At 34.3% G+C, this 26405-nt stretch carries 19 protein-coding genes; 3 read left to right on the top strand and 16 right to left on the bottom strand.

Annotated elements, in window-relative coordinates:
• Positions 1-86 precede the first annotated feature (86 nt).
• The 12 genes from Q1B37_RS11710 to Q1B37_RS11655 all read right to left on the bottom strand — a co-directional run bounded on the left by Q1B37_RS11710 (position 87) and on the right by Q1B37_RS11655 (position 20872).
• Entirely contained in the window at positions 87-2471 is a 2385-nt protein-coding gene (locus tag Q1B37_RS11710) for a cellulase family glycosylhydrolase (protein WP_299898834.1), read from the bottom strand.
• 312 nt (positions 2472-2783) lie between these two features.
• The gene (locus Q1B37_RS11705; RefSeq protein ID WP_299898833.1) at positions 2784-9410 is read right to left on the bottom strand and encodes a glycoside hydrolase family 48 protein; all 6627 of its coding nucleotides are present in this window, start codon (positions 9408-9410) and stop codon (positions 2784-2786) included.
• Positions 9411-10635: 1225 nt separating this feature from the next.
• Positions 10636-12015, bottom strand: coding sequence for a M20/M25/M40 family metallo-hydrolase (locus tag Q1B37_RS11700; protein ID WP_299899327.1), 1380 nt, complete (start codon positions 12013-12015; stop codon positions 10636-10638).
• Between the two features lie 51 nt (positions 12016-12066).
• A complete protein-coding gene (locus Q1B37_RS11695) occupies positions 12067-12945 on the bottom strand; it encodes a PPK2 family polyphosphate kinase (protein ID WP_299898831.1) in 879 nt (292 codons plus the stop codon).
• Between the two features lie 130 nt (positions 12946-13075).
• A complete protein-coding gene (locus Q1B37_RS11690; RefSeq protein ID WP_299606602.1) occupies positions 13076-13594 on the bottom strand; it encodes a hypothetical protein in 519 nt (172 codons plus the stop codon).
• Between the two features lie 45 nt (positions 13595-13639).
• On the bottom strand, positions 13640-14803 hold the full coding sequence (locus Q1B37_RS11685; RefSeq protein WP_299898828.1) for a sigma-54 dependent transcriptional regulator: 1164 nt from the start codon (positions 14801-14803) through the stop codon (positions 13640-13642).
• Positions 14803-15702 (bottom strand): DUF6268 family outer membrane beta-barrel protein, encoded by a 900-nt coding sequence (locus Q1B37_RS11680; RefSeq protein WP_299898826.1) that lies wholly within the window; start codon positions 15700-15702, stop codon positions 14803-14805. The genes Q1B37_RS11685 and Q1B37_RS11680 overlap by 1 nt, the downstream gene beginning before the upstream one ends.
• Positions 15703-15725: 23 nt before the next feature.
• Positions 15726-16625, bottom strand: coding sequence for a mechanosensitive ion channel domain-containing protein (locus Q1B37_RS11675; RefSeq protein WP_299898825.1), 900 nt, complete (start codon positions 16623-16625; stop codon positions 15726-15728).
• A gap of 1 nt (position 16626) precedes the next feature.
• Entirely contained in the window at positions 16627-17940 is a 1314-nt protein-coding gene (locus tag Q1B37_RS11670; protein ID WP_299898823.1) for an ABC transporter permease, read from the bottom strand.
• Positions 17933-18862: an ABC transporter ATP-binding protein gene (locus Q1B37_RS11665; protein ID WP_299898821.1), complete on the bottom strand. Its 930-nt coding sequence runs from the start codon at positions 18860-18862 to the stop codon at positions 17933-17935. Before Q1B37_RS11665 ends, Q1B37_RS11670 begins: the two co-directional genes overlap by 8 nt.
• A 335-nt stretch (positions 18863-19197) precedes the next feature.
• A complete protein-coding gene (gene dnaJ, locus Q1B37_RS11660) occupies positions 19198-20313 on the bottom strand; it encodes a molecular chaperone DnaJ (RefSeq protein ID WP_299606587.1) in 1116 nt (371 codons plus the stop codon).
• 7 nt (positions 20314-20320) lie between these two features.
• Complete coding sequence (locus tag Q1B37_RS11655; protein ID WP_299898819.1) at positions 20321-20872, bottom strand: nucleotide exchange factor GrpE; 552 nt, start codon at positions 20870-20872, stop codon at positions 20321-20323.
• A 160-nt stretch (positions 20873-21032) separates the two neighbouring features.
• Here Q1B37_RS11655 and Q1B37_RS11650 point away from each other — a divergent pair, with 160 nt between their 5' ends.
• Complete coding sequence (locus Q1B37_RS11650) at positions 21033-21704, top strand: YceI family protein (protein WP_299606583.1); 672 nt, start codon at positions 21033-21035, stop codon at positions 21702-21704.
• A gap of 132 nt (positions 21705-21836) precedes the next feature.
• Here Q1B37_RS11650 and Q1B37_RS11645 read toward each other — a convergent pair whose 3' ends face one another.
• The 3 genes from Q1B37_RS11645 to Q1B37_RS11635 all read right to left on the bottom strand — a co-directional run bounded on the left by Q1B37_RS11645 (position 21837) and on the right by Q1B37_RS11635 (position 24265).
• Positions 21837-22739, bottom strand: coding sequence for a TIGR01777 family oxidoreductase (locus Q1B37_RS11645; protein WP_299606580.1), 903 nt, complete (start codon positions 22737-22739; stop codon positions 21837-21839).
• A 330-nt stretch (positions 22740-23069) separates the two neighbouring features.
• Positions 23070-23759: a tRNA (5-methylaminomethyl-2-thiouridine)(34)-methyltransferase MnmD gene (gene mnmD / locus Q1B37_RS11640; RefSeq protein ID WP_299898817.1), complete on the bottom strand. Its 690-nt coding sequence runs from the start codon at positions 23757-23759 to the stop codon at positions 23070-23072.
• Complete coding sequence (locus Q1B37_RS11635; RefSeq protein ID WP_299898815.1) at positions 23759-24265, bottom strand: DUF4920 domain-containing protein; 507 nt, start codon at positions 24263-24265, stop codon at positions 23759-23761. Before Q1B37_RS11635 ends, mnmD begins: the two co-directional genes overlap by 1 nt.
• A gap of 185 nt (positions 24266-24450) precedes the next feature.
• On the opposite strand from Q1B37_RS11635, the gene Q1B37_RS11630 reads away from it, so the two are divergent.
• Entirely contained in the window at positions 24451-25518 is a 1068-nt protein-coding gene (locus Q1B37_RS11630; protein WP_299606573.1) for a branched-chain amino acid aminotransferase, read from the top strand.
• A gap of 86 nt (positions 25519-25604) precedes the next feature.
• Here the strand turns inward: Q1B37_RS11630 and Q1B37_RS11625 are convergent, their stop codons facing one another.
• Complete coding sequence (locus tag Q1B37_RS11625; protein WP_299898813.1) at positions 25605-25991, bottom strand: nucleoside triphosphate pyrophosphohydrolase family protein; 387 nt, start codon at positions 25989-25991, stop codon at positions 25605-25607.
• A gap of 129 nt (positions 25992-26120) precedes the next feature.
• Here Q1B37_RS11625 and Q1B37_RS11620 point away from each other — a divergent pair, with 129 nt between their 5' ends.
• Positions 26121-26312 (top strand): hypothetical protein, encoded by a 192-nt coding sequence (locus Q1B37_RS11620; protein ID WP_299606567.1) that lies wholly within the window; start codon positions 26121-26123, stop codon positions 26310-26312.
• The last annotated feature ends 93 nt before the right edge of the window (positions 26313-26405 follow it).

The raw sequence follows: 26405 nt of genomic DNA, 5'->3' as shown, positions 1-26405 counted from the left end.
AAAAAAAGCTGTTTTTGAATGCTATAAAAAAGGAAAGAGACTAAAGAGTTAAGGAAGGTAATAATCTCTTTCCTTTGATGATTTTATTATTGTTTTATAATCTGTTTTGTGATTGTTTCTTTTTGGTTTCTGATTTTCAAAAAGTAAATCCCTGATTTTAAATCTACCAGATCTACTTCAATAAAGTCAGTATTCATGTTTTTGTTTAAAGAAACCTTTTTCAGTACTTTCCCTGTTACATCAACAATATCTACCTGATTGGTTTTAAGAATACTCTTTGATGATATTATTAAATTATCAGAGACAGGATTTGGATAAACTTTGATTTCAATAGTAGTATCTTCTTCAGGCTTTCTTAATTGATCTGTACAATTAGGTGCCGTATCACTATTACTAAAATAGATGGTGTAGGTTTTATCCTGAGCTACAAGAGCAAAATTTTGACCATCTTGTGTTGCGTAGTACGCTCCATCAAGATTTGCAAATCCAGTTCCAGAAAGTGTTATGCTTGGCTGTGCTGAATTAAAACTTTGACTAGTTACATTGCTTTTAAGATCATTCCACCAACTTGGAACTCCATTATTGGTATTCATGGAGAATTGCCATAATCCATTATTTTGCAGATCCCAGTTGATTGTAAAATTAGTTACATTGCTTAAATCTGGACCTCCTGATCCTAATACGTAAATATTAGAATAAGAATTATTAGCAATAGTTGGTAGCGGATTTGCTAATGGAGCACCAAATGTACAATCGTCTCCATTACCTGATCCTGTAATAGTAATTGTTAACTGATCTGTATCCGAAATTCCATCAGCGTTTGTTACTGTTAATATAGCAACGTAACTTCCTGCTGTTGTATATTCATGATTTATACTAGATCCAGTACCGGAAGTACCATCACCAAAATCCCAGTTGTAAGATAAACTACTACCATCTGATGATGTAGAACCTGATCCATCAAAACTAATTGTCGCAGGTGCTATTCCAGAATTACTATCTACCGAAATACTCGCTGTAATTATTGGAGTAGTATCATCATTTACAGTTATGGTTTTACTAGTTGTATCATTCAAAGAACCATCACTAACTGTTAAACTTACCTGATAGCTGCCAGGTGTGTCAAAAACATGTGAAATACTAACCCCAGTAGCTGTGGTTCCATCTCCAAAATTCCAAGAATACGATAGTGTATCACCATCGGGGTCTGAGGATTGAGAAGCATCAAATTGTATTGTTAATGGTGCGTTACCAGTACTAAGATCATTTGTAAAACTAGCAGAAGGTGGTAAATTACCTGTACCTCCAATAACATTTGGAATAAATGGTGCGAAGTGTGGTCGAAGTACATCCATTTTCCATTCATTTACAGTAGTCCAATCATCTTGTAATATTCCACCCGTATCTCCTGAATTAGGATTCATCGTCCAAAATGTCCAGGAATATATACTTCCCATAAAATCAACCCATTCTGTAAACCAAGTAAAAGCTACTCCTCCGAAGGCATCTTGATCTTTAATTCCAAACTCTCCAATAAATAATGGAGATGTTTCTTCTTCGTATAAATAATGAAAATTTTCTGTCCATATTGGTGGCATGTTCTGAGGAAATGAAGCTGCTTCAAACCAATCTTGAGGTGCCACTTCTGGTCCATATTCATGAGCAGAATACATCAATTTCGAAGGGTTTGATAATTGTACAGGATATTGTCTTGCTCCCATTAATTGTCCTCCCCACCAATAGGAATTTCCTTCAAACTCACCAACGCCTTCTACAATGATTAACACATTAGGATTTACTTCTAAAATTGCATTTCCACATCGTTCTGCAGCTTTATTCCAATCAGTAGCCGGATTGCTATTACCCCAAGAAGATCCATGAGGCTCATTATTTAAATCCATACCCACCACAGCCGAATAGTTTTTATAACGTTCAGCCATGAATAGCCAATCATTGATCCATCTTTGTTCTGAATATTCATTCGTATACCAAAGATCTTCTATTAAGTATCCATCTGCTGCTCTGGAATGATTATCCAATACAATTTTAATATCATTATCCTGACACCATTGCACCAAAATATCCATCAACTCAATAGGCTTAGTGATCTTACCCTCTTCTTCATTCATTGGCGAAATACCAGTGTAGGCATCGGTTCCATAAGAATTGATACTAATTGTTGAGCTTGGGTTTAGCATTTCATTAGACCAAGGTACTCTAATAGTATTGAATCCTAAATCTTTGATTTGCTGGAGTACACTTTTCATATCACGACTCCAAATTCCATGAGGAAAATAGGTTTGTGTTTCAAAACCGAACCAATTCACCCCAGTAAGTCTTACTTCCTTTCCTGTGGAATCAAATAATTTATTCCCAGAAACCGAAAGCCAGTTTTGTTGTTGTGCATAGACACCTGATACATTGCCCAAAAGCAATAGCAGTGCTACTGTATAGTTTATAAATTGTCTCATTTGTAGTTAGTTTTTTATTGTTTTTGATCTAAGATGAAACTTGATCATCTAGAGTTTTTCAGAATACATAGTGCAACTTACTAGCATCCTATTTTACTATTGATAAAAGTTAAGTGGCTGATTTTATCAGTAAATTTTAATATTCTAAAATATCTTTATTGATTATGTATTTAGATTTTAGAAGTGTAGATATAGTGATAACCAATTTCTTCATCAGATTGATTAAAAAAACTACTTATCACTACATCTTCTTCTTTTATAAAGGGCAAAAAAAGTAGAGAGAGGCACATAATACCTCTCTCGTTTTGGACTTTAATTTTTAATAATTTTATCTCTGAATTTATCTCCTGAAACTATATCATAAATTTCTAAGATATACATTCCAGTAGGTAGTTCATTTACTGAAAGTCTAGTAGACTTTTGTTTATTCACTAGCGATTCTGTTCTTACCACATTTCCAGCAATATCAATTATTCTAACTCTAGTATTTTTCATATCAAAATTAGTTGTGATATTGATAAACTCTGAGGCTGGATTTGGAGTCGCTGTTACTTTAAGTACTTCTTCTGGAGCCTTAGTTCCTGGTTCTTGATCTGAAAAGAAGAATCCAAACTCAGCATTAGCCAAAGCAACTTCTATCTGAGCCCAACTTCTATGGTAACGTTGTGTATATTCTTCTCCAGCATTATAAGCTGTTTGAAGTCTATCAAATTCTGGATCATTTTTATAATCAGATCTTATATCCAAAAATGAAACACCTGGTTCGATCACATCGCCATTAGGCATCGTTCCTGTAAAACCATTTGGAACATATACTTCTTGCTCGAAGATTCTTGCGAAATCACCTCTATCTTCAGGAGAAGATACTCCTTTATCATCTCTATAGGTATTCCACATTCTATCAAGTACTTCTTTAGCAAGGTCTCTAGCGTCTGTGTCAAAAGTAGCATGTTTCTGAGTAGCTGCAGCATAATAAATTAATGCCTTAGCCATAGAAGCTGCAACTCCCAGATCTTTTCCATAATCCGTAACGGTAACACTTAAATTATTGTTACTTCCTGGACTATCAGCGTCCCAAGTATCAGGCTCTCCAGTCCACTCTAGTGTAGCCGGAATTTCGAAATCATCCGTACCGATAAGTTTTACTTCGCTTTTTACCCATGCTACCCATTTATCCATTAAGTTTTTGGCCATTGGATCATTGGTAATATAGTAATACTCAGCTACTCTTTCCATAGACCAAGCTTGCCATCCGAACCAAGTTCCACTTCCTGGATCATGATATACCGGATCTTTGTCGTACGCCATTCCGTAGAATGTAGATTTACCTGAAGGATACGCACTATAATCACCGTTCCAGCTGTTAGTAGCACCACCAGCGATAGCTCCTTCTTTAGACTGTAACCAAGTATAGAACTCCATTTGTCTAGTTAAACTTTCATTCCAGTCTCTTTCTCCATTTTGAGATTGAGGTTTTAGTTCATTCACTTGCGTCAATGCGTACGCAGCCATTGGATTTTGATATCCAAAATGGCAATGACTAGAACTTATTCTAAATGCCCACTGCGAAGCAGGATCTGCCGAACCACCCCAAGACATGTACCACGACATTAAGTAATGTGCACTGTCATATCCAGACCCCGCTCCACTAGAAGCACTTTGTACTCCTAAGGGCTTAAAATATTTATCAAACATGGCTATTCTCAAATAATCTCCCATTTTGGTAGCTTTATCTAAATCTAAGCTTCCTAAACTAGCTCCTTGTTCTTTGGCATATAATTGTGCCCAAAACATTGCTTGTACTGCTCTAGCATCTGCATCTGGAGCACTTGTATATCTCCATTGTTGCGCATAATTCTGATCTTCTACAAATAATGGTAAGAAACCATCTGATCCACCCCAATCGAATGACTCCCAAGACGGATGTGGTATTGTTTCATATACAGATTCTTGCTCTCCTCTTTGGAATGTATTTATATAAGATGGTGTACTTACTCCATCTCCTCGATTACCATATCCATAAAAATTATCATTATCCAATAACCAATGCATTTGGTATACATCTGGTCCATAGGTTGCTGTTAAATCTGCAGAAACAGGATCAACTCCTACAGGCGCGTTAAACTCTAACGGAGCTGGATAATCACTTGGCAATGGGAATTCTGCTGCAAATGCTGCTGGAGAAGAAGGGTTATAAGCTGCATTAGTTGGTTGGTCGGCTGTTGTAGGAATAATAAACTGTTCTATCTTGTCCCATACGTTACTTAATGGTGCCCAATCTTTTGTTATTCTTCCGTTCATAACCTCTAACCATAGCCAATAGGAATACAATTCACTTGTAGATTCATGACCATAATCTGGTGCCTCCACAATTAATGTTTCTATAGAATGATGTGGAGAACCATCTGCACTAAAGTATCCGTTAGCCGGATCATAGAACTCATTTCGTAACTCTATAAATCTGTTGATATACGCATTATCTGAAGGAGGAGTAATGATAATATCACCATCCGTAACATTAATGGTAATAACAGCTTGGTCCGTTCCTCCATTTCCATCATCTACTACCAAGGTTACTGAATACGTTCCTATAGCAGTAAATGTATTTTCAACTGTTACTCCATTGGCTGTATTTCCATCACCAAAATCCCATGTATAGCTTAATGCATCTCCATCTGCATCAGAAGAAGCCGAAGCATCAAAAGTTACTAGCAATGGTGCATCACCCGAAATAGGAGTTGCTGAAATATCTGCAACAGGGTCAGTATTACCTCCACTATTGTCACAATCTGGCGCAATAGCAGAATTACTAAAGTATATCGTAAATCCTCCCGTTTTAGAAACCATTACAAAATCAGTTTCATTAATAGTAACCCAATAGTCTCCATCCAATCCAGCAATTCCTGTTCCTGCTAAGCTTGCTTCAGGATTTGCAGCGCTAAAGTTATAAGTCAAATTACCTCTAAGATCTACATACCAATTTGGTTGCCCATCATTTGTGTTCATAGCAAATACATACAATCCTGTATTTTGTAAATCCCAATTAATTGAGAATTCTCTAAAATTGCTTAAGCTTGGACCTCCTGTTCCTAGTACATGAACATGAGAATATCTGTTATCAATACTTGGTAAAGCTGTAGAAATTGGTGTTTCGAAAGAACAATCATTTCCATTTGAAGCTGGATTTCTAGTGACAGTAATTGAATTCGAAAGATCAAAATCACCTACAAGATCCGCTGCATTATTACCTACAGCTGCTCCTTGTAATCCGTCTTCGAAACTTAAATGCCAAATTAAGCAAACTCCTGTACCAGCTCCATCAAAGTCTACTCCTTCTACATCTGCTATTGTTGCTGGTAATCCTAAAATATTGTTTAGATCATCGGTGATTACCCAAGTACTATTCGTTCCTTCGGCTCCAGCTAAAGTTATTCCAGATACGTTATCCGCAACACCATCTCCAACAGTAAATGTAAATGGTCCACCAGAAATTGTTCCTCCATCAACTACAGGAGTAGCCACTGGATTTCTAGTTACGGTTATTGAATTCGAAAGATCAAAATCTCCTATAAGATCCGCGGCATTATTACCTACAGCCGCTCCTTGTAATCCGTCTTCGAAACTTAAATGCCATATCAGACATACTCCTGTACCAGCTCCATCAAAATCTACGCCTTCTACGTCTGTTAAGGTTGGTGGCAATCCTAAAATATTATTTAAATCATCAGTGATTACCCAAGTACTATTGGTTCCTTCAGCTCCCGTTAAACTTATTCCAGATACATTATCTGCAACACCATCTCCAACAGTAAATGTAAATGGTCCTCCTGCAATTGTTCCTCCGTCAACTACAACTGGAGTAACAGTACCACATTGTGGTTCTACATCAGAGTTTGTAAAGTAAATTGTAAATCCTGCAGTTTTAGAAACCATAACAAAACTTCCTTCGTCAATTGTCACCCAATAAGCACCATCAAAACCTGGGATTCCAGTCCCTGCAAGAACAGCATCAGGACTAGCTGAGTTAAAGGTCTGGGTAAGATTGTCTCTAAGATCTATATACCAATTTGGTTGTCCATCTGTTGTATTCATTGCGAATTCATACAATCCATCATTTTGCAAGTCCCAATTAATAGAGAACTCCCTAAAATTACTTAAACTTGGACCACCTTCACCTAAGACAAATACATTATTATATCTATCATTAATATTTTGTAGCGGTGTTGCAATTGGTGTATCAAAAGCACAGCTCGTACTTCCATCGGTAACATTAATAGTTTGCGTAGCAACATCTGTATCTCCTGCTGCATTTGTTACTGTGAGCGTCACTGTAACCTGACCTATTTGCGTGTAAGTAGTAGACGTGCTTACTGTAGAAGCGGTCTGTCCATTACCTAAATCCCAACTATATGCTAAACTACCACCTGTTGGGTCTGCAGATCCTGAAGCATCAAAAGTAACATCCAAAGGAGCAACTCCTGAATCTGTACTGACTGTAAAAGAAGCAATCGGACTTCCGTCTGTAACAGTTATTGTAATTGTTTTACTATCTTCTTTACTTCCATCACTAACAGTTAATTTTGCTTCATACTCTCCAATGGCTGCATATTCATGCGTTATGGTTACACCAGCACCTGATTCTCCATCTCCGAAATCCCATATATAGGTTAGCGAATCTCCATTTTCATCTGTAGATGCGGATGCATCAAAATTAACAGATACAGGAGCAACACCAGATGTTGGTGTAGCCGTAAAATCTGCAACAGGAGCAATATTACCATCTAATACGGTAATGGTTCTAGTAAATTCTGAAGATGTATTTTGTCCATCACTAACGGTTAATGTTACTAAATACGAACCTATTGCCGTATAAGTAATAAGTGGATCTACTACTGATGAAGTCTGTCCATTTCCAAAATCCCAGTTGTATGTTAACGCATCTCCGTTAGGGTCCGAAGAAGTAGAAGCATCAAACGAAACTTCTAACGGTGCTGTTCCAGATTCTGGAGTAGCGGTAAAAGAAGCAGTTGGTATTTCTCCACCATTTGGTTCTTTTCCTCCAACCAATACCCCATCTGCATAGATTGGTACGTTATCAGAAATTTTTAAAGTATTATTTAGTCCTTGATACGAAAAATCATTAGATGCATCCCATGCACTTTCTGGTGCACTTGTAGGAAGAGAAATTCTTAATTGTATTTCGCTTCTATACTCTCCTTGACCTCCTGGGAATGGCATCTGATCTTGATCCACCTCTATTTCTGCATAGTAAATATTACTTGCAGCATCCCATTCTTGTAGACCGTTAATTGTTGTTCCTCCAGCTCCTCTAGCTGTTAGTTCATAATCACTAGCAGCATATCCAGCTGCTATACCTTCTGAAATATCTACGAAGTAGCGAGCTTTAAGAGTATTCGGAACTCTTGCTGGCCATCCAGAACGGTTGTTAAGCCAGATTGCAACCTCTGTAAATTTTGCTTGATCATTATTGAGTTTAACTTCGTTTGCAAACTCTAATCCTGGAGTTTCCGGTTGTGGAAAATTAGGTAATGGTGATCCACCAAATTCCATAACCATTCTTGCTAAAACTCCCTGATAACAAGCATTGTAATCAGTTGCTACTTCATTAGCCTGAAAATCATCTCTATCTTCTTCGAAAAAGTCATCTGGTTTAGCAGGTCCTCCCATTAATGCACCGTACATTGTATGTCGAGACTCAACAGGATTAGCGCTACTTCTTGACCAGCTCGAATGTTGTCCTCTGTGATGCGGTTTTGTTGGAGGATTTACACCGAAACCTGTTACTAGACTTCTATTATTAGGATTATCACCCAATGCATAATTTACCTGATTAATTGCAAAATTTTTGTATTGATTGCTTTTTGGAGTATTTACATTATCACTATATATTAATGCTGTTAACGAAGCATTCATAGCATGACGTAAAGATCCCCACTGTGTTAAGTGAGCCTGACCTCCCGGAGAATAGTTTACTCCTCCATTACCTTCTTGCCACCAATCTAAATGACGCTCGGCATCCGTTTTATAAATGTCTTTTCCAGTAATAATAGATAATAAAACCATATTACCATATGACTTGTCTTCCCAAACCAAACTCCATAAAAAATCTGGCTGTGTATATTCTGCTTCTGCTTTATCCAGATATTTCTGGTCTCCAGTAGCTTTATATAACCAAAGTGCACCCCAAGTTAATTCATCCTGAAAGTTTCCAGATGTATAAGTTCCTACTGCTGGAATATTTCCTTCTGAAGTATATAATCCTCTATAAGTATCTCCAAACTCATATAACTCAATTGCATGACTTAATAAGGTCGCACTATATGCTGGATCACTATCCTTAAATATAATACTTGCAGATGCCAAGGCTGCTGCAGTCTCGCAAGCTACTTCTGTACCTGGATTAGCCGTTGTTAATGCGTATGATTTTCGTTGTCCATACATAGGATGCACATCAACCATCTCGGCTGGCATCCAAAAATTATGGTCCTGTGATTTACTATCCGCTACTTGGGCATAAAATACATTAGGAGAAGGATGACATTTAATAAAGTAATCTGTAACCCATTTAATGTTTCTTTTGAAATGCTCAGTTTGATTAGCAGCATCGTACCCATCTTTATATTCTAGAAACCCCCAGTTAAGTGCAGTGACTGAAAATGCCATTGGGAAACCAAATTTTACATGATCTCCTGCATCATTCCATCCTCCAGTTAGATCGAGTCCTACATCTGCTCCATCATTGATTCCAGAATCAGACCTCCAACTTATTCTATTCCAGTCAGGTAAGACCCCAGATTGTTGGGTTTCATAAAAAAGCAAAGATTTTTGCAATGCTTCTCCATAATTAAATTGTGCGGATAAGTGTGTGCAAAATAAACACAATAGGAATACTGTGCCCATTTTAATTAAATTTTTCATTGTAAGTGTAGTTTTAAGAATTGTGTTTTTAGATTAGGTTTTAAGTTTTTTGTTACCATTACCGAAACGACAAAACTAGCTGTGAAATCAATTTTCTTTTGGGACTAATTAGTAATTGATATGGTTTAGAAAGAATTTGTTGGTTTTAATGTAATACTCGATAGAATTGGTTAACCAATTTTAAAATTTAAAATTATTCTACCTGAATATTATAGGTTCTTAATATCCGATTAGTCTAAAATCATTCTGAGAATTCAGCTATAGAATGTACGCTTCGTTTTTGAGATCAGAAGTATCCTATTAGATACAATAGCGCTTGAGATAATAGTATCTCTTTGGTTGTGAGTTTGTGCATAGTTAGTTTAGTTTAAGTTCAATGTCATTAAAATTATATCATTGATTTTTTAGGGAAAATATATGACACAATGTGTGTTATTTTAAATCATTCCGTTTATCGATGTTTTATTTTATCAGATTTGGTTTTCGTTTTTTTATTATTAACATCTGATTACCATCATAACGATACTCAAAGTTATAACAAGTCTGATGTAAAAGTACGAGCATTGATACCTTTACTACCTCTTAACACGTCTTCATATAAACATAGACAGTATTCATAGACAGTTCTATAGCATACGGTTTTAGGGGAAAAAAGAAATATGAACTATTTGATTCTTAACTAAAAAAAAAAAGAAAAAAAACACTTTGTTAAGAAGATACTAAGAAATTTAAGCAAAAATAATTTTTATAAAATCAATTTTTTATAAAAAAAAATAACTATCTCAATGGTAAAACCATAAACCTATTTAACAAAAAAACAATTTCACACATGTTTTCCTATAAAAATCTTCTTAAAATCGTTAATTTTTTAAACAAGAAACAACTTACAGTACATTGGAATTTTGAAAAAATATTTAGATCAAAAACATAAGATTTTTACATTATTATGTCCAATTAATTGAAATATTCCCCTTTTTACATGTGTTTTATTGAACAAAAACATACTAACACAGAATTATACGCTACAGGAATATTATGATAGCAAGTTGATCATAAAGATAGGATGCTACTTAAATGAATTAGAATATTATTAGAAATGAATCCCCTAGCCAATCGGTAACATTACTAAAATCTTCTCTTATTTTTTAAAGAATAAAAAAGTACAAGTCAATTACGCTTTAAAACACTGAGAATTAAAGGTAAGTTAAGCCAAAATATTTATTATTTATTTTACTCCGTATTTATCGAATAGATAAACTAGACTTGCCATGGTAGCAGCTCCAAGTTCTAATTCTCTTTTGTTTATAGCATCAAACGTATCATTTTTAGCATGATGATAATCGAAGTATCTTTGGGAATCTGGACGTAAGCCAGCTAAAACAATTCCATCTTTCTTTAATGGTCCAATATCTGCACCACTTCCGCCTTTTGCAAAATAATGTATCAAATAAGGTTCAAAAAGTGGTTTCCAACTTTGAATCTGAGTATAATTATCCATATTACAATCAAATGAAAAACCTCTGGGAGTAAAACCTCCAGCATCACTTTCCAGCGCAAAAACATGATTTTCTCCTTTAGTCTCTGCTACCTTAGCATATTTTTTACCTCCTCGTAATCCATTTTCTTCGTTCATAAATAAAACTACTCTAATAGATCTCTTGGGTTTATATCCTGTTTCTTTGAATAAACGTAATACTTCCATAGATTGCACCACACCAGCACCATCATCATGTGAACCATCTCCTAAATCCCATGAATCCAAATGACCACCTACAACCATATATTCATTTGGAAATTCACTTCCTGTAATTTCTCCAATTACATTAAAAGATTCCACATCCTTCCATGTTCTACAGTTCATATTAAATAAAAACTTGATTTTTGGATTTAGTGTTAACATTGAATGTAATAACTCAGCACCATTTGTACTTATAGCAGCAGCTGGTATTTTTTCTAAGTCCGTTAAATTACCGTAACTCATCGTTCCTGTATGAGGAAAATCATCTAATCTTAGATTCAGAGAACGAACAATTACTCCGACCGCTCCAAATTTAGCAGCTTCAGCAGCTCCAGAATATCTCTGATCAACACATCCTCCATAAGCTTCAAAAGTATTGATTAAATCTGCCTGCATCGGACGATTATAGAAAACGATCTTTCCTTCTATTTTATCAGTCCCTAATTTTCGAAGATCTTCTAACCCTTGTACTTCCACAATTTCTGCTTTCACACCTCCTATTGGAGTTGGTACAGAACCTCCCAGAGCACAAATAGGTACATTGGTAGTCTGACCTGGTTGTGTTTCGATATAAGCAAACTCGGTAACACCTCTTGTCCATTTTGGAACCATTACGGACTGCAGCCATACCTTATCTAAGCCTATTTCTTTTAGTTCAGCTTCTGTCCATTCCACCGCTTTCTGTGCATTTAAAGATCCCGACAATCTTGGGCCAATTTGATTAGACAAATAATCCAGCCAAGAATAACTCTTACCTTTTAATAATGATGAGTTATAAAAATTTTTAATGGTTATCGAATCTTCTTTATTAACTTTCTCTTGTCCGTAGGACGTATAGAAAAAAAATGCGCAAAGTATAAGGACTATCTTTTTCACTGAGGTATTTTATATAAATTATTTATCTTTCTAAATGATCAACTATTCGTTTTCTAACTGTTCTTTATATAATGATAAATTGGATTTTGTTTCATCGTCCAATTCTGGTTCTTTAATATCTTCAAACTTCGTAAGGGTATCGTAAAGTGTTTTTGCTACAATATATCGTGCAGTTGGTTTATCATCTGCAGGAATTATATACCAAGGAGCATGTGGAAGAGATGTTTTATTAATTGCATCTTGATAGCAAGACTGATATTGATCCCATAGTTTTCTTTCTTTAAGATCTCCAGCAGAAAACTTCCAGTTCTTTTCCTTCTTTTCTAACCTTCTAAGTAATCTATTTTTTTGTTCGTCTTTTGACAAGTGTAAATAAAATTTATAAATCAAGGTGCCATTTTCGGCAATATGCTTTTCAAAGTTTCTAATTTGCTCAAATCTCTTTTCCCAAAATGCATCATCAATATCATCTACCGAGTTAACATTTGGAAGTTTTTCACTCATAATATATTCTGGATGTACTCGGGTTACCAATACATTCTCGTAGTGCGTCCTATTAAAGACTGAAAACTTACCTCGTTGTGGCAAGGCTATATAATGCCTCCATAAATAATCATGACCTAGTTCCAGTTCTGTAGGGACTTTAAAACTATGAACTACAATACCTCTGGTATTAAAATCTTTAAAAACTTCGCGAATAAGACTGTCTTTACCAGCAGTATCCATTCCTTGTAAACATATTAGGATGGCATATTTATCATGTGCATAAATGGTATCTTGAAAGTCCCCTAACTTTTCCCGAACCTCTTCTAATTCTTTTTCTATTTTCTTTTTATCCGCTCCAAGATCAAATGTAGTAGGAACTTTAGACAATTCTATTGATTGAGAAACTTTAAAATCTTCGTGATTGATCGTATTCATAGTATGATTTGTATTATCTTTTGTAAGATACTAAAGTTTTGGATTGTTGAAAAAAGAAAAGTCGTAAGTACTAGAATAGATAGATAAGAAGTACCTCCAATTGATAATTTAACGTCAAACTAAACGCAGGTTATCTGGCATCGAAATCATAGCTAAATCCGATAAGAAATGTATCGTATCTTCTGCCGAGACTTTTAATGTTTAATTCTGCAAAAATATGTACCGGAATTGATATTTGGTGCAAAGCTCTAAGCTTTATCTGAGCTCCATGATTAAAATCTCCACTTCTAAATGCTATTAACGCATCATCTTCAATTTCTTCGAAAATACTAGAATCATTACCAATATAGCCGAAACCTGCTGTTATTGTGGTTGGGTACCAATTAAACAGAATCAGATTTACCCCAATTGCCAATTCATTATACCCTTCTACCTCATCACTAGCACCAATAGAAAACAATCTATTATATTCTCCCATATAAGTGGTAAAGCAATTAGGAGCATATTCCAAACGGGCTCCCAATCCGACCTCTTCTACAGAACCGAAACTTTTGATAGCAACCAAACCATAATTAATGGCACTGGGTTCGTATTGCGCATTTGATAAAAAGCTAGCAAATAGTAAAATGATAAAAAGAACTCTCTTCATTAGGGGCAAATATATTAGAGATAAGTCGCAAGATAATGATTCTCCTTACTTTGCAGCAAAAAGTTTAACATCTTCCTCGCTTACTTCGTTTCCTCCTAATATAATTAGGCGTTCGACAACATTTCTTAGCTCCCTTATATTACCAGTCCAATCATATTGTTGTAATTGCTTAATAGCTTTATCCGAAAATGTTTTTGCCGGAGAACCTTGTTCACCTGCAATCTTCTTCGTAAAATAATCTACCAAAAGTGGAATATCTTCTCTTCTATCATTTAGTGCAGGCACTTTCACAAGGATAACAGCCAAACGATGGTAGAGATCTTCTCTAAACTTGTTATCTGCAATTTCTTTTTTCAGGTCCTTATTTGTTGCAGCAACTACTCTTACATCTACTTTAATGTCTTTATCACTACCTACACGCTGAATTTTATTTTCTTGTAAAGCCCTTAATACTTTTGCTTGCGCGGAAAGACTCATGTCTCCAATTTCATCTAAAAAGATGGTACCTCCATTTGCTGCTTCAAATTTACCAGCTCTATCTTTATTAGCCGAAGTAAATGCACCTTTTACATGACCAAATAATTCACTCTCGATAAGTTCACCAGGAATTGCCGCACAGTTAACTTCGATCATTTGTCCTTTAGAACGATCACTTTTTTGATGTATCCAATGTGCTACGAGTTCTTTACCAGTTCCATTTGGGCCTGTAATCAACACTCTAGCATCGGTAGCAGCGACTTTTTCGATCATATTTTTGATGTCTGTAATAGCTGGAGACTCTCCAATCATTTCATAATTCTTAGACACCTTTTTCTTAAGCATTTTATTTTCTACAACCAGTTCTTTTCTATCCAATGCGTTACGAACTGTGTTAAGTAGTCTATTTAAATCTGGCGGTTTAGAAATATAATCGAAAGCTCCTAAACGCATAGTATTCACCGCTGTGTCCAAATCTCCATGACCAGAAATCATTACCATTGGTACTTCTGGTTTTATTTTTTTTGCAGCTTCCAATACCTCTACTCCATCCATTTTAGGCATTTTGATATCACATAATACCAAATCATAATCATCACTTTTGATCATATCAATACCTGCTAATCCATCTTCTGCCTCAAAAACTTCATATTTATCATTCTCTTCAGATAATATTTTCACAAGTACTCTTCTGATTGCAGCTTCGTCTTCTATAACTAATATTTTCGCCATTATAATTTTAATTTAATTCCTCCTCGCATATAGAACGTATTTCTATCATTGAGAACTAATACATTTTCTTGATTTTTATCTCTAAGGCGGATTTCGTTACTTAATGTATATCCACCATATGCAAACAGCAATAAATGTTCCGTAAAATAATACTCATAACCCAAAGCACTATTTATAAGTAACATCGAAGCATTTTCCGCAAGTTTTGCATCTCCATTTTCATCTATAAACGCTCTGTTATTCTGTATGTTACCATAAAAACGATCCAAACCTATAAATGCCTGTAACGTATTCTTATCATTAAAAAAATATTTAATACTTGTCTTAGGCGTACCTAACGAATAGGACCAATTAGGATGAAAACGTTTTGAATAGTTAATGATTGGTAATGGAAAATTAATGCTCGCCGGAGAGGCGTACCTAAGACCAAGCACCAATCTAGAAGAATTTATTGCTTTTTTATCTCCATAGCTCTTCACAAAATAGACAGAACCTACATATCTAAAATCGTCACTATCCACACCCGAAGCTTCTAAATTAGAAGAAAGTCGGGTTCCTAATTTTGCTCCAAATCTCCAATCATTCTTCATTTTAAAGGTATATCCTAGTTCAAATCCAAATGTATGAAACTCCTGTAGACCTTGAGTATCTACAATAATATCATCCTTAAGTTGTAGATTATTCAATCGATACTGAAAGGCCAGTACTAAGTACGTACCTTTTTCATTCATTTGAATAGGGTAATTCCCTGAAACCCTTAGACTATTATAACTATTATCACTTTTGGACTGAGGTATGTATGCATATTCTACTCTAGCCAGATTTGTATCTTGTGATTGCACTATTTGAATAGCACAACAGATCAAAATAAAGGGCACAAGTAGTCTTTTATAATTCATTTTTTACCTCATAAAACTTTATATTACTCTTTGCTAGGGTTTAAGATCGTTACTTCTCGTTGTGGGAATGGAATACTTATATTGTTTTCTCTAAACAAACGATCAATTTCGAATCTTATTTCACTTTTAGGAACGGCAGCCTGAAAACTATCATTCATTGTAAAAATAAGCTTAAAATTTAAAGAGCTATCTCCGAAGTTAGTAAATAAAACTAGTGGTTCTGGATATTGCAAAATCTTATCATTTTCGACTGCGATTTTTAGCAGTAATTCTTTTACCAAATTGACATCGCTTCCATAAGCCACTCCAATCTCTACCGATTCTCTAGTGATTTTACCATTTTGTGTCCAATTATATAATGTAGACGTAAGATACTTGTGATTCGGAATAATCAGCACCTTGTTATCTATGGTTACTGCCCTTGTAGTTCGTAGTTTGATATCTTCTACTCTTCCTACTTTACCTTCTAATTCAATAATATCACCGACGTGAACTGTTTGATCAATCAGAATAAAAATACCCGATATTACATCCTGAATTAATGTTTGCAATGCTAAACCAACTCCTACTAGTAACGCTGCCGAAGCTGCAAAAATAGCCGTAATGTTTAAACCAATACTATCTAGAGTGATCAGAATAACAATGACATAAATAAAATACTTGGAAAACGAAAAAACCGATTCAAATTTTAATTTATCTTCTTTTCTCAGTTTCCTGGTGACAATTTTCCGAATAAGTCTTAATGATACTGTAGTAACAACAAGGATCAAGATTACAAAGAGTAACAGACCTACTGTAAGTATAATCGAATGGTCATCTGGACCAATATGAATGATTTCATAATCCAGAAACTTCTTGATGTTTCCCCAAACATCTTCCTGAATTACTTCTTTAACTTGATCTGTTATTTCCTCTTGTATCATACTAATACTTCAACCATTTAAATAACTCCTTATAGCTTGGTTTTTTACCATACATCAAAATACCTATTCTATATATTTTACCAGCAAACCATACCATAAAAATAATACTTCCAATTAATAACGAGATGGACACTAGTATTTGCCACCAAGGAACTCCAAAAGGAATTCGCATTAACATAACTATCGGAGAAGTTAATGGAATCATAGAAAAAACCGTTGAAACTGTTCCATGAGGATTTTCTATAACCGCAAAAAAGCCGACATAAATACCCAACATAAGCGGCAATATGATTGGCAACATAAATTGCTGAGAATCAGTCTCACTATCTACCGCTGCTCCGATTGCTGCATATATAGCACTATATAGGAAATACCCTCCTACAAAGTATATAAAGAATGACAAGACTAATTCTAACATAGGAAGTTTAGAAACTTCAAGGAAGAACTCTCCAATATTTGCCATCATACCCTCATGATTTGCTTCTAATAATTTGGTCGCTTCCTCCAGCGTATTTGCCTCAAGACTAGATCCGAAAATACCGTAACCAATCATCATTATGATTCCTCCTAAAAATACCCAAATCAAAAATTGTAATATTCCAGCAAAAGAAGTTCCTAAAATTTTACCTAGCATTAATTGCATAGGCTTTACAGAAGATATAATGATTTCTATAATCCTATTTGTTTTCTCCTCTATCACAGATCGCATTACCATATTTCCATAAATGATAATGAACATCATCAATAAATACCCTGCTAAACCTCCAAATCCCATTTTTACATAATTAGATATTTTAGAAGTCTTCTCTCCTGAAAAGTTTTCTATCTGTATATTTATTTTTGCTTTCGATCTCTCTATAACCTCCAAATTAAGACCTTCATTCTTATAATTTTGTTCCGTTAGTTTATTAGAAATGATTCTTTCTATCTTATTTAAAACAGAAAAATTAGGAGATTCTTCTGCATAAAACTGAATAGACTTAGCCAGATCATTATTAGAAGTTTTGTTTGGAATATACAGCAGACCATACAGTTTTTTAGATATCACCGAATCTTTAGCAACATCAAGATCAAAACTGCTATAATCCAAATAGGCTACCTCTTTTGTATTTTCAAAATCACCTATAAACAACTTGGTTTCATCTACTACTACAACCTCTTTTACTTCATCACTATTTAACGTTGTTAACCATCCAATTAGTCCGATCATCCCCACAACAATCAATGGGCTTAAAAAAGTCATTACCACGAAGGTTCTATTTCTAACTCGAGATATAAATTCTCTTTTAATAATCAACTGTAAATTACTACTCATTTTCTGTGATGGTTTTAATGAATATTTCGTTTACGCTTGGTATTACCTCATTAAATCTAACTACTTGTGCTCTTTCTGTTAAAAAGCTTAAAAGTTCATTCGGTGCAACTTGTTTATCCAATGAAATTTTAAGTTTTAATTGCTCATCTATAGCTTTGAAATTAGCAGGTTCGGTATTAAACTTGTTCTGTAAAGTTTTTTCTAACTCCAACATATTATCTGATAACAACCCAACTTCAAAAGTATTTGATTTATACGCTTTCTTAATATCTGAAACTTTACCTTCTAATATTTTGTTAGACTTGTGAATCAAAGCAATATGATCACATAATTCTTCGACACTTTCCATTCTATGGGTAGAAAAAATCACCGTTGCTCCTTCATCCCGTAGTTGAAGAATCTCATCTTTAATTACGTTTGCGTTTATAGGATCAAATCCACTAAACGGTTCGTCAAAAATTAATAGTTTTGGTCTGTGCAAGACAGTTACTATAAACTGTACTTTCTGTGCCATTCCTTTAGACAATTCCTGTATTTTCTTATTCCACCAATGAGAAATATCAAATTTATCGAACCAATACTTTAATCGTTCTTTTGCTTCCTTTTTACTTAATCCTTTTAATTGAGCAAGATATAGTGCTTGCTCTCCAACTTTCATTGATTTATACAATCCTCGTTCTTCTGGCAGATACCCAATATCTTTAATATGATGAGATTGCAAAGGGTCTCCATCTAAAAACACCTTTCCTGTATCCGGAAGTGTTATTTGATTGATGATTCTAATAAGTGTGGTTTTACCAGCTCCATTAGGTCCTAGCAAACCAAAAATACTTCCTTTAGGTACGGTAACAGAAACGTTATTAAGAGCTATAAAATCTCCAAATCGTTTTGATGCTTCTTGTACCTCTAAAAGATTAGACATATAAATAATTTGATTTGTGTAAAAGAATTAAAAAACTATGCTAATTAAGTCAAAATATTGATGAAATGAAATAAATCTCCTACATAAACCAATTATACACCTACATATTGTTTAATGCAATCTAATCATGGCTTATAAAAGGTAAAATCATGATGCTTCTTTCATCTAAAAACAAAACCCACCCTAAATACAAGTATTAAGGATGGGAAAAAAATTGCTATGAAAAAGAAAAATTATCACTAAATGCGCTAGTGATGTCTCAAATATACAAATTTTTATTAAACAAAAATTAGCATATCGAAATGATTCTTCTCATATTTTTTTGAATTTCCTTTTTAAGAAAACATATCTTTAACTTTTTCGAAAAATGACTTGTCTTTACTATCAGGACTTGGTTTAAAGTGATCATCCTGTGCCATTTTTTCGAAAAACTCTCTTTGTTCTTTATTAAGGGTCTTAGGAGTCCATACATTTACATGTACTAAGAGATCACCTTTTCCATAGCCATTTATACTTGGAATACCTTTCCCTCTAAGACGTAATATTTTACCACTCTGCACTCCTTCTTCGATTTTAATACGAACTTTTCCTGAAACTGTATCAATTTCTCTAGACGCTCCTAGGGCAGCTTCTGAAAAACTGATGTAAAGATCGTAGTGAAGATTATCACCTTCACGTTGTAATTGTGGATGTTCCAGTTCTTCGATTGCTACCAATAAATCTCCAGCGATACCATTTCCTGGAGCTTCATTTCCTTTACCTGACACCTTAAGCTGCATTCCATCTTCCACTCCAGCAGGAATTTTAATACTCACAGTTTCTTCAGATACTTTAAGACCTTGACCATCTGCATCTGCAGGCCTGTGGTCTATAATCTGTCCAGATCCACCACAAGTAGAACAGGTAGTAGAAGTTTGCATTCTACCTAATATCGTGTTGGTAATTCTTGTAACCTGACCGCTACCATTACAAGTAGAACAAGTTTTATAGGTAACTCCTGGTGCTTGAATTTTTCGTTTTACCTTGATCTTTTTCTCTACACCATTGGCAATTTCTTCTAAAGTAAGTTTAACTCTAATACGAAGATTACTTCCTTTTACTCGGCGTTGTCTTCCGCCGCCGCCGCCGAAACCACCAAAGCCGCCAAAACCTCCGCCACCGAAAATATCACCGAACTGACTGAATATATCATCCATATTCATTCCGCCACCTCCGAAGCCACCTCCGCCTTCAAAAGCTTGGTGTCCGAATTGATCATAACGCGCTTTCTTATCAGGATCGCTTAAAACTTCATACGCCTCGGCAGCTTTCTTGAATTTTTCTTCTGCCGTAGCATCTCCAGGGTTTTTATCCGGATGATATTCTATAGCTTTTTTACGGTATGCCTTCTTTATCTCAGCTTCCGTAGCATTCTTACTAATACCTAAAATATCATAAAAATCTTCTTTCATCTCTCTATTATTGTCCGGTTACCACCTTAGGAAAACGAATTACCTTATCTCCTAACTTATATCCTTTTTCTATAACATCTACAATTTTTCCTTTGAGCTCATCACTTGGAGCAGGAATTTGTGTAATTGCCTCATGATCATCCGCATTAAAAGCATCTCCAGCACCTACTTCTACCTCTGTTAGTCCTTTACCTTTTAAGGTTTCCTTTAATTTATTATGTATTAACTCGACACCTTTTAAAAGATCTTTGTCTTCAGACTTTTCAATTTCCTTCATGGCACGATCAAAATCATCAAGTACTGGCAACATTGATTGCATAATATCCTGGCCAGCAGTTTTAAATAACTCTACTCGCTCTTTTGAAGTACGTTTTTTATAGTTTTCAAACTCAGCAAAAAGCCTTAAAAATTTATCTTTTTCTTTTTCAAGATCCTCTTTTAATTGAGTTTCTACATCTTTTTCTTCTACTTCTTCCACTTCAGTTTCCTCTATTGTTGTGTCAAGTACCTCTTCTACCTGATCTTTTACCTCTTCTGTATTTTTATTTTTCTTACTCATGTAACTAGTACCTTTTATAAGTTTATTTTCTGAAGATGCAAAAGTACTGCCATTTTTGAATTAATGTCATAATGTCACAGGAATATTTTAGTATATATTTAAGAGTATTCATTTTGGAAAAAAATAATTTTGATGTTTAAAACTATAAACTAACATTATTATGAAAACTAAATTAGTGAATCTACTTGCAATTGCTGCAATTATTGTTTCTGCAATGTCTTGTAAAGGAGAGAAAAAAAATGAAACTGAAGCTACTGCTGCTGAAGAAGTAAAAGAAGCTCCAGCAGAAGCTATCACTTTTGTCGTAGATAACGCCGCTAGTACTATTGATTGGGTGGGAAAAAAACCTACCGAAAATCATACTGGTACCATTAGTATCGCAAAAGGAAAAGTAAAAACACAGGATGGAAAAATTCAAAGTGGTTCTTTCGTAATCGATATGACTTCTATCAATGTAACTGATTTAGAAGGAAAGCAAAAAGCTGGATTAGAAGGTCACCTTAAAGGTGAAGGTGAAGGAAAAGAAGATCACTTTTTTAATGTAGCTAAATTCCCTAATGCTTCTTTTGAAGTTACTGGTATCACTGAAAAAGATGGTAAATCTATGATCGAAGGAAATTTAACTATTAAAGGTATTAAGAAAAATATTTCTTTTCCAGCAACCACCACTGTAGAAGGAGATACAATGACCTTAAACAGTGAAGTATTTACTATTAATCGTACTGATTGGGGTGTAAATTACGGTTCTAAATCTGTTTTCGAAAACCTAGGAGACAAGTTTATCTTAGATGATATAGAATTAAAAGTAAGCTTAAAAGCAAACAAAGCTTAATATTGGACATTCCAACATGATAATAAAATAAAGGCTAACATTTAGTTTATGTTAGCCTTTATTTTTTATCTGCTATTTCCCTTAAATAAAAAAAGTCGAAAGCCGTGTAAAAAGACTTCTTGAAATTAATATTTAGATTAAATCTTCTACGGCGTGCGTAATATTATCATAAGTAAAACTAAAACCAGTCTTCATTATTTTATCACAGCATACTCGCTGGCTTCCAAATAGCAATACATGCATTTCTCCTAAAACAAGTTTCATTACGAAACGTGGAATACCTGGTAATACTATTTTCTTGTCTAATCTATTGGCAATAGTGTGCGTCAACTTATGGTTGGAAACCGGATTCGGAGCCACAGCATTGTACAATCCATATATTTCTTCTTCTACAGCATATAGAAACAATCGGGCTAAGTCTTCCACGTGTATCCAGCTTTGCCATTGTTTTCCGTTTCCGAAAACAGCTCCTATTCCTTGTTTAATTGGTTTTACTATCTTCGGAAAAGCACCTCCTTTAGATGATAGCACAAGTCCGATTCTTAGCAACGTTACTTCGACATCTAAGGTTTCAAAATCCAAAACTGCAGATTCCCATTTTTGTACTACCTCTCCTAAAAAACCTGTATCCACTTCTTCAGAATCCTCCATATAATAATTCTGAAAAGAATCCGGATAGATGCCAATAGCACTTGCCGATACAATTTGACGAACAGAATGCTTTATCTTTTGTAAAGAATCAATAAGTAAAGAAGTAGTGACGGTACGGCTATCTAGTATTTCTTGCTTATAGCTTTTGGTCCAGCGCTTAGCCACTGTAGCACCAACTAAATGTATAATTACCTCGACATCTTTAAAACAATCAAGATCTATTTCTCCTGCACTCGGATTCCAATAATATCCTTTATAATTATGCTGAGATGTAAGTTTACTTTTACTTGTTGTTAGGTAATGTACATCCATATTTGATTGATGACATAACTTTACAATTTCCTGACCAACCAGTCCAGTAGCACCCGTAATTAAAACTTTCACACGTTTAAATTTTAGTAATTATTTTATAAACTATTCATTATAAAATGAAGAACATCTCTTATCAATCTGTTCTCTTTTTAAGAATTTTAAATATTCTCTAGGGCGAAGTAATTTTTAAGTTTCTTAATGTTTATTATATTAATTTTAGTCACTTTGAAATCAATAAGATCAAAGATGTCGTTTACGACACAAGACAGATATCTTCAAAAAAAGACTCATTACTACTATTATGAACTGCAAAATAGTATGTGATTTTAACAAAACCTATCCCTTTATTATAGGTTTAACAAAGTAGTTAAAACCTTCTTATTTCTATGAAAAACTTGGTGTTTATAAAATTTTTGAAGCTCTTAGCATTTCTCTTTTACCTGGAGGACCTGGAAGTCGTTCTACAGTAAAACCAACTTCTTGCATTGCTCTTCTTACACTTCCTTTTGCAGCATAAGTCACTAGTACTCCATTAGGCAATAAGGCTTTATACATTTTCTTGAAAATGGTTACATCCCACAAATCAGGCTGTACTCTTGCCCCAAATGCATCAAAATAAATCAAGTCAAAAGCATCTTTATCTTCAATATCTTCGAATAACTGTTGACGTTTCATTAGAAAAAAAGAATCAGAAATTGAGTTCATCTTTTCCCAAGATGATTGATGCAAACTATCAAAAATAGCCTGGTAATCTTCAGCGTTAAGTTCATTCACATAATTAAGGAGTTGTATTTCTTCTTCCAATATTGGATACGCCTCCACTCCTGTATACTGAATTTGTTGTCCTTTCTTTGATGCCTCTAAATATGTAATAAACGTATTAAGTCCAGTTCCAAAACCTATTTCCAGAATTTTCAATTCAGAAAACTGCCTAGAAGCCAGAAGATGATCAAATCCACTCTTTATAAACACATGTTTTGCTTCACTAATAGCACCATGTTTAGAATGATAGTGTTCATCCAATTCTGGAAAGTGGATGGTCGTTGAGCCATCTGAAGTTTTAATAATCTCTCTCTTGAGTTTTTTCTCCATTATTGTTTTACCAAAACGCCATCTGCCATAAAAGAATAGGTCTTTTTAGGACTAGTTATTGCAGCAATTTCGGCTTCGGATTTTCCGGCATCGGATGCTAAATGTTTTAATTCTTCTACCGAAGTTTCCGAAACATATGCTCTTCCTTGTACAATGATGGTATCATTTTCTATATCTTTCGGTACAAAAAAACTATAGTCTTTAAACTTCACCATAGTTTCCTGATCATTGGTTAGGGCTACTTTCATCCAGCATCCTTTTGCTTTACACACATCATTTACAGTACTCGAGAAAGCAATATCAATAGTATCACCTTCTTTAAGTTCCTCATATTTTTCGGTTATTGCGTTTTTATATAAAACAGTATTAGAAGAAACTTCTCCTCCAAAAGTGTTGTACTCGCTTATTTTTATATCCTGCATTGCAAAAGATTCTTTTTCGTTTTGAACCGAATTACAAGCTACTAAACATGATAATCCTGCAAAAAATAGTGCGATTTTTTTCATAATGTGTTATTATTAATAATGTTTAGCAAAATTAAACATTTTTAAAATTCTTAATTTATAAGAAAAGGGTATTTTTGTTTAAAATTTGAACTACTGTAAGAATCATCGTAAGTTTCGGACTTATCATAATGTATACTAATAGTAGTTTTTTATCAAACTTTCACAACCTTATAAATAATTATCGGATGAGAAATGCAGTTCCGCAGGAGATTGAAATCACCAAAGTACAAGAATCAAAAATTGGACAAGTAGATTTTAAAAACTTAGCTTTTGGTAAAGTTTTTACAGATCACATGTTTATTTGCGATTATGTCAACGGCGAGTGGCAAACACCAAAAATAGTCCCATACGGACCCCTAACACTAGATCCTTCTGCGCGTGTATTTCATTACGGACAAGCTGTTTTCGAAGGAATGAAAGCTTATAAGGACGATAATGGAGATACTTTTTTGTTTAGACCAGATGAAAATTTTAAAAGAATTAACAAGTCTGCAGAACGATTAGCAATGCCAGAATTTCCTGAGGAATACTTTTTTGATGGATTACATACTTTATTACGTTTAGATAACGAGTGGATACAACCAGGTTTTGGGAACTCGTTATATATTCGCCCGTTTGTGATTGCTACACAACCTAGTGTTTCTGCTTCTGAAGCTGATGAATATCGATTTATGATCATTTGTTCTCCAGCTCAATCTTATTACAGTGGAGATGTAAGTGTTTTAGTAGCTGAGAAATTTAGCCGTTCTGCAAATGGAGGATTCGGATATGCCAAAGCAGCTGGAAATTATGCTGGACAGTTCTACCCAACTAAATTAGCTAAAGAACAAGGATATCAGCAAATTATCTGGACAGATTCTAATACACATGAATATGTAGAAGAAGCAGGTACTATGAATGTATTCTTTAGAATAAACGACACCTTATTAACAGCTCCAACGAGTGATAGAATTCTTGATGGGATTACTCGTAAAAGTTTGATTGCATTAGCAGAAAAACAAGGATATAATGTAGATGTAAGACCTATAAAAGTTAGTGAAATCGTAGAAGCTTTTAAAAATGGAAGCTTAAAAGAAATATTTGGTGCTGGTACTGCTGCTGTTGTAAGCCCCGTAAAAGCTTTTGGTTATAAAGGAGAACATTACGAACTAGAAAAACAAGAAAACTCATATGCTTCTTATTTCAAGAAAGCATTAATGGATATTCAGTATAACCAAGCTGAAGATCCATTTGGATGGAGAGCAAAGGTGTAATCAGTAAATTACAATTAAAGAATTACGAATTTAGATATTAAGAAAATGCCTTAGATGAATTTCTAAGGCATTTTTTGATTTAGTTTTTATCTATCTAAAATCTCTTTAATATTTGGTTTAAAATAATTAGGCCCTTTGAGTACTTTACCATCTTCTCGATAGATAGGTTTCCCATCTTCTCCTAATTTACTCATGTTACTACGTTGAATCTCCTCAAAGACCTCTTCTATTTTGTGCTGCATACCGTGTTCTATAATCGTACCACATAAAATATACAACATATCGCCCAACGCATCTGCCACTTCTACCAAATCGTTATTTTGAGCCGCCTCAAAATATTCTTCATTCTCTTCCTTCATTAAATTAAAACGAAGCGTATTTTTCGCTTCTCCTAAATCTGCAATAGGTTCGTTTTTAAATCCAATTTCAAATGCTGTATGAAATTCTTGTACAGCGGCAATTTTATCTTTCATGTATTTATACTGTTGTTTTAGAAGTTATTTAGAACCTACCATTAATCATCTGCTTTGTGTCAAAATTTTGTTATGGTGTATTTCAAGTGATTCTTCTATAAGTTATCTTTGCGGTAAAAATAACAATTTATGTTTAGTACTGGTCAGTTGATTTTTGCAGGATGTTTTGTAGTTGCTTTTATTGTTTTGATGATTATTAGCTATCGAAAAGACTTACAACTACATCGCAAATATTACAAAGGCAGTATTTTTATTCTCATCGGTTTTATTATCTTTATTTTGCTGCTTTTTGCGTTAAAAACGTATTTAAGACCAGAATAACAAACTATACCCCTAGTTTTCAATTAAATAGTAATTTTTATCATCTAGGATCATTGGATCACTAGTAAATCCTTTTTGGTGTTTTTCTAAAAA

This window comes from uncultured Aquimarina sp. (assembly GCF_947492965.1).
In the GTDB taxonomy this organism is placed as follows: Bacteria; Bacteroidota; Bacteroidia; order Flavobacteriales; family Flavobacteriaceae; genus Aquimarina.
This window is presented reverse-complemented; position numbering and strand designations above follow the sequence as displayed.

Excerpts from the sequence above, each read along its gene's own strand:
- Q1B37_RS11705 (WP_299898833.1), bottom strand. The coding sequence starts at position 9,410 with ATGAAAAATTTAATTAAAATGGGCACAGTATTCCTATTGTGTTTATTT.
- Q1B37_RS11650 (WP_299606583.1), top strand. The coding sequence starts at position 21,033 with ATGAAAACTAAATTAGTGAATCTACTTGCAATTGCTGCAATTATTGTT.
- mnmD (WP_299898817.1), bottom strand. The coding sequence starts at position 23,759 with ATGGAGAAAAAACTCAAGAGAGAGATTATTAAAACTTCAGATGGCTCA.
- Q1B37_RS11680 (WP_299898826.1), bottom strand. The coding sequence starts at position 15,702 with ATGAATTATAAAAGACTACTTGTGCCCTTTATTTTGATCTGTTGTGCT.
- Q1B37_RS11620 (WP_299606567.1), top strand. The coding sequence starts at position 26,121 with ATGTTTAGTACTGGTCAGTTGATTTTTGCAGGATGTTTTGTAGTTGCT.
- Q1B37_RS11690 (WP_299606602.1), bottom strand. The coding sequence starts at position 13,594 with ATGAAGAGAGTTCTTTTTATCATTTTACTATTTGCTAGCTTTTTATCA.
- Q1B37_RS11625 (WP_299898813.1), bottom strand. The coding sequence starts at position 25,991 with ATGAAAGATAAAATTGCCGCTGTACAAGAATTTCATACAGCATTTGAA.
- Q1B37_RS11675 (WP_299898825.1), bottom strand. The coding sequence starts at position 16,625 with ATGATACAAGAGGAAATAACAGATCAAGTTAAAGAAGTAATTCAGGAA.
- Q1B37_RS11665 (WP_299898821.1), bottom strand. The coding sequence starts at position 18,862 with ATGTCTAATCTTTTAGAGGTACAAGAAGCATCAAAACGATTTGGAGAT.
- Q1B37_RS11630 (WP_299606573.1), top strand. The coding sequence starts at position 24,451 with ATGAGAAATGCAGTTCCGCAGGAGATTGAAATCACCAAAGTACAAGAA.
- dnaJ (WP_299606587.1), bottom strand. The coding sequence starts at position 20,313 with ATGAAAGAAGATTTTTATGATATTTTAGGTATTAGTAAGAATGCTACG.
- Q1B37_RS11670 (WP_299898823.1), bottom strand. The coding sequence starts at position 17,940 with ATGAGTAGTAATTTACAGTTGATTATTAAAAGAGAATTTATATCTCGA.
- Q1B37_RS11655 (WP_299898819.1), bottom strand. The coding sequence starts at position 20,872 with ATGAGTAAGAAAAATAAAAATACAGAAGAGGTAAAAGATCAGGTAGAA.
- Q1B37_RS11635 (WP_299898815.1), bottom strand. The coding sequence starts at position 24,265 with ATGAAAAAAATCGCACTATTTTTTGCAGGATTATCATGTTTAGTAGCT.
- Q1B37_RS11695 (WP_299898831.1), bottom strand. The coding sequence starts at position 12,945 with ATGAATACGATCAATCACGAAGATTTTAAAGTTTCTCAATCAATAGAA.
- Q1B37_RS11710 (WP_299898834.1), bottom strand. The coding sequence starts at position 2,471 with ATGAGACAATTTATAAACTATACAGTAGCACTGCTATTGCTTTTGGGC.
- Q1B37_RS11685 (WP_299898828.1), bottom strand. The coding sequence starts at position 14,803 with ATGGCGAAAATATTAGTTATAGAAGACGAAGCTGCAATCAGAAGAGTA.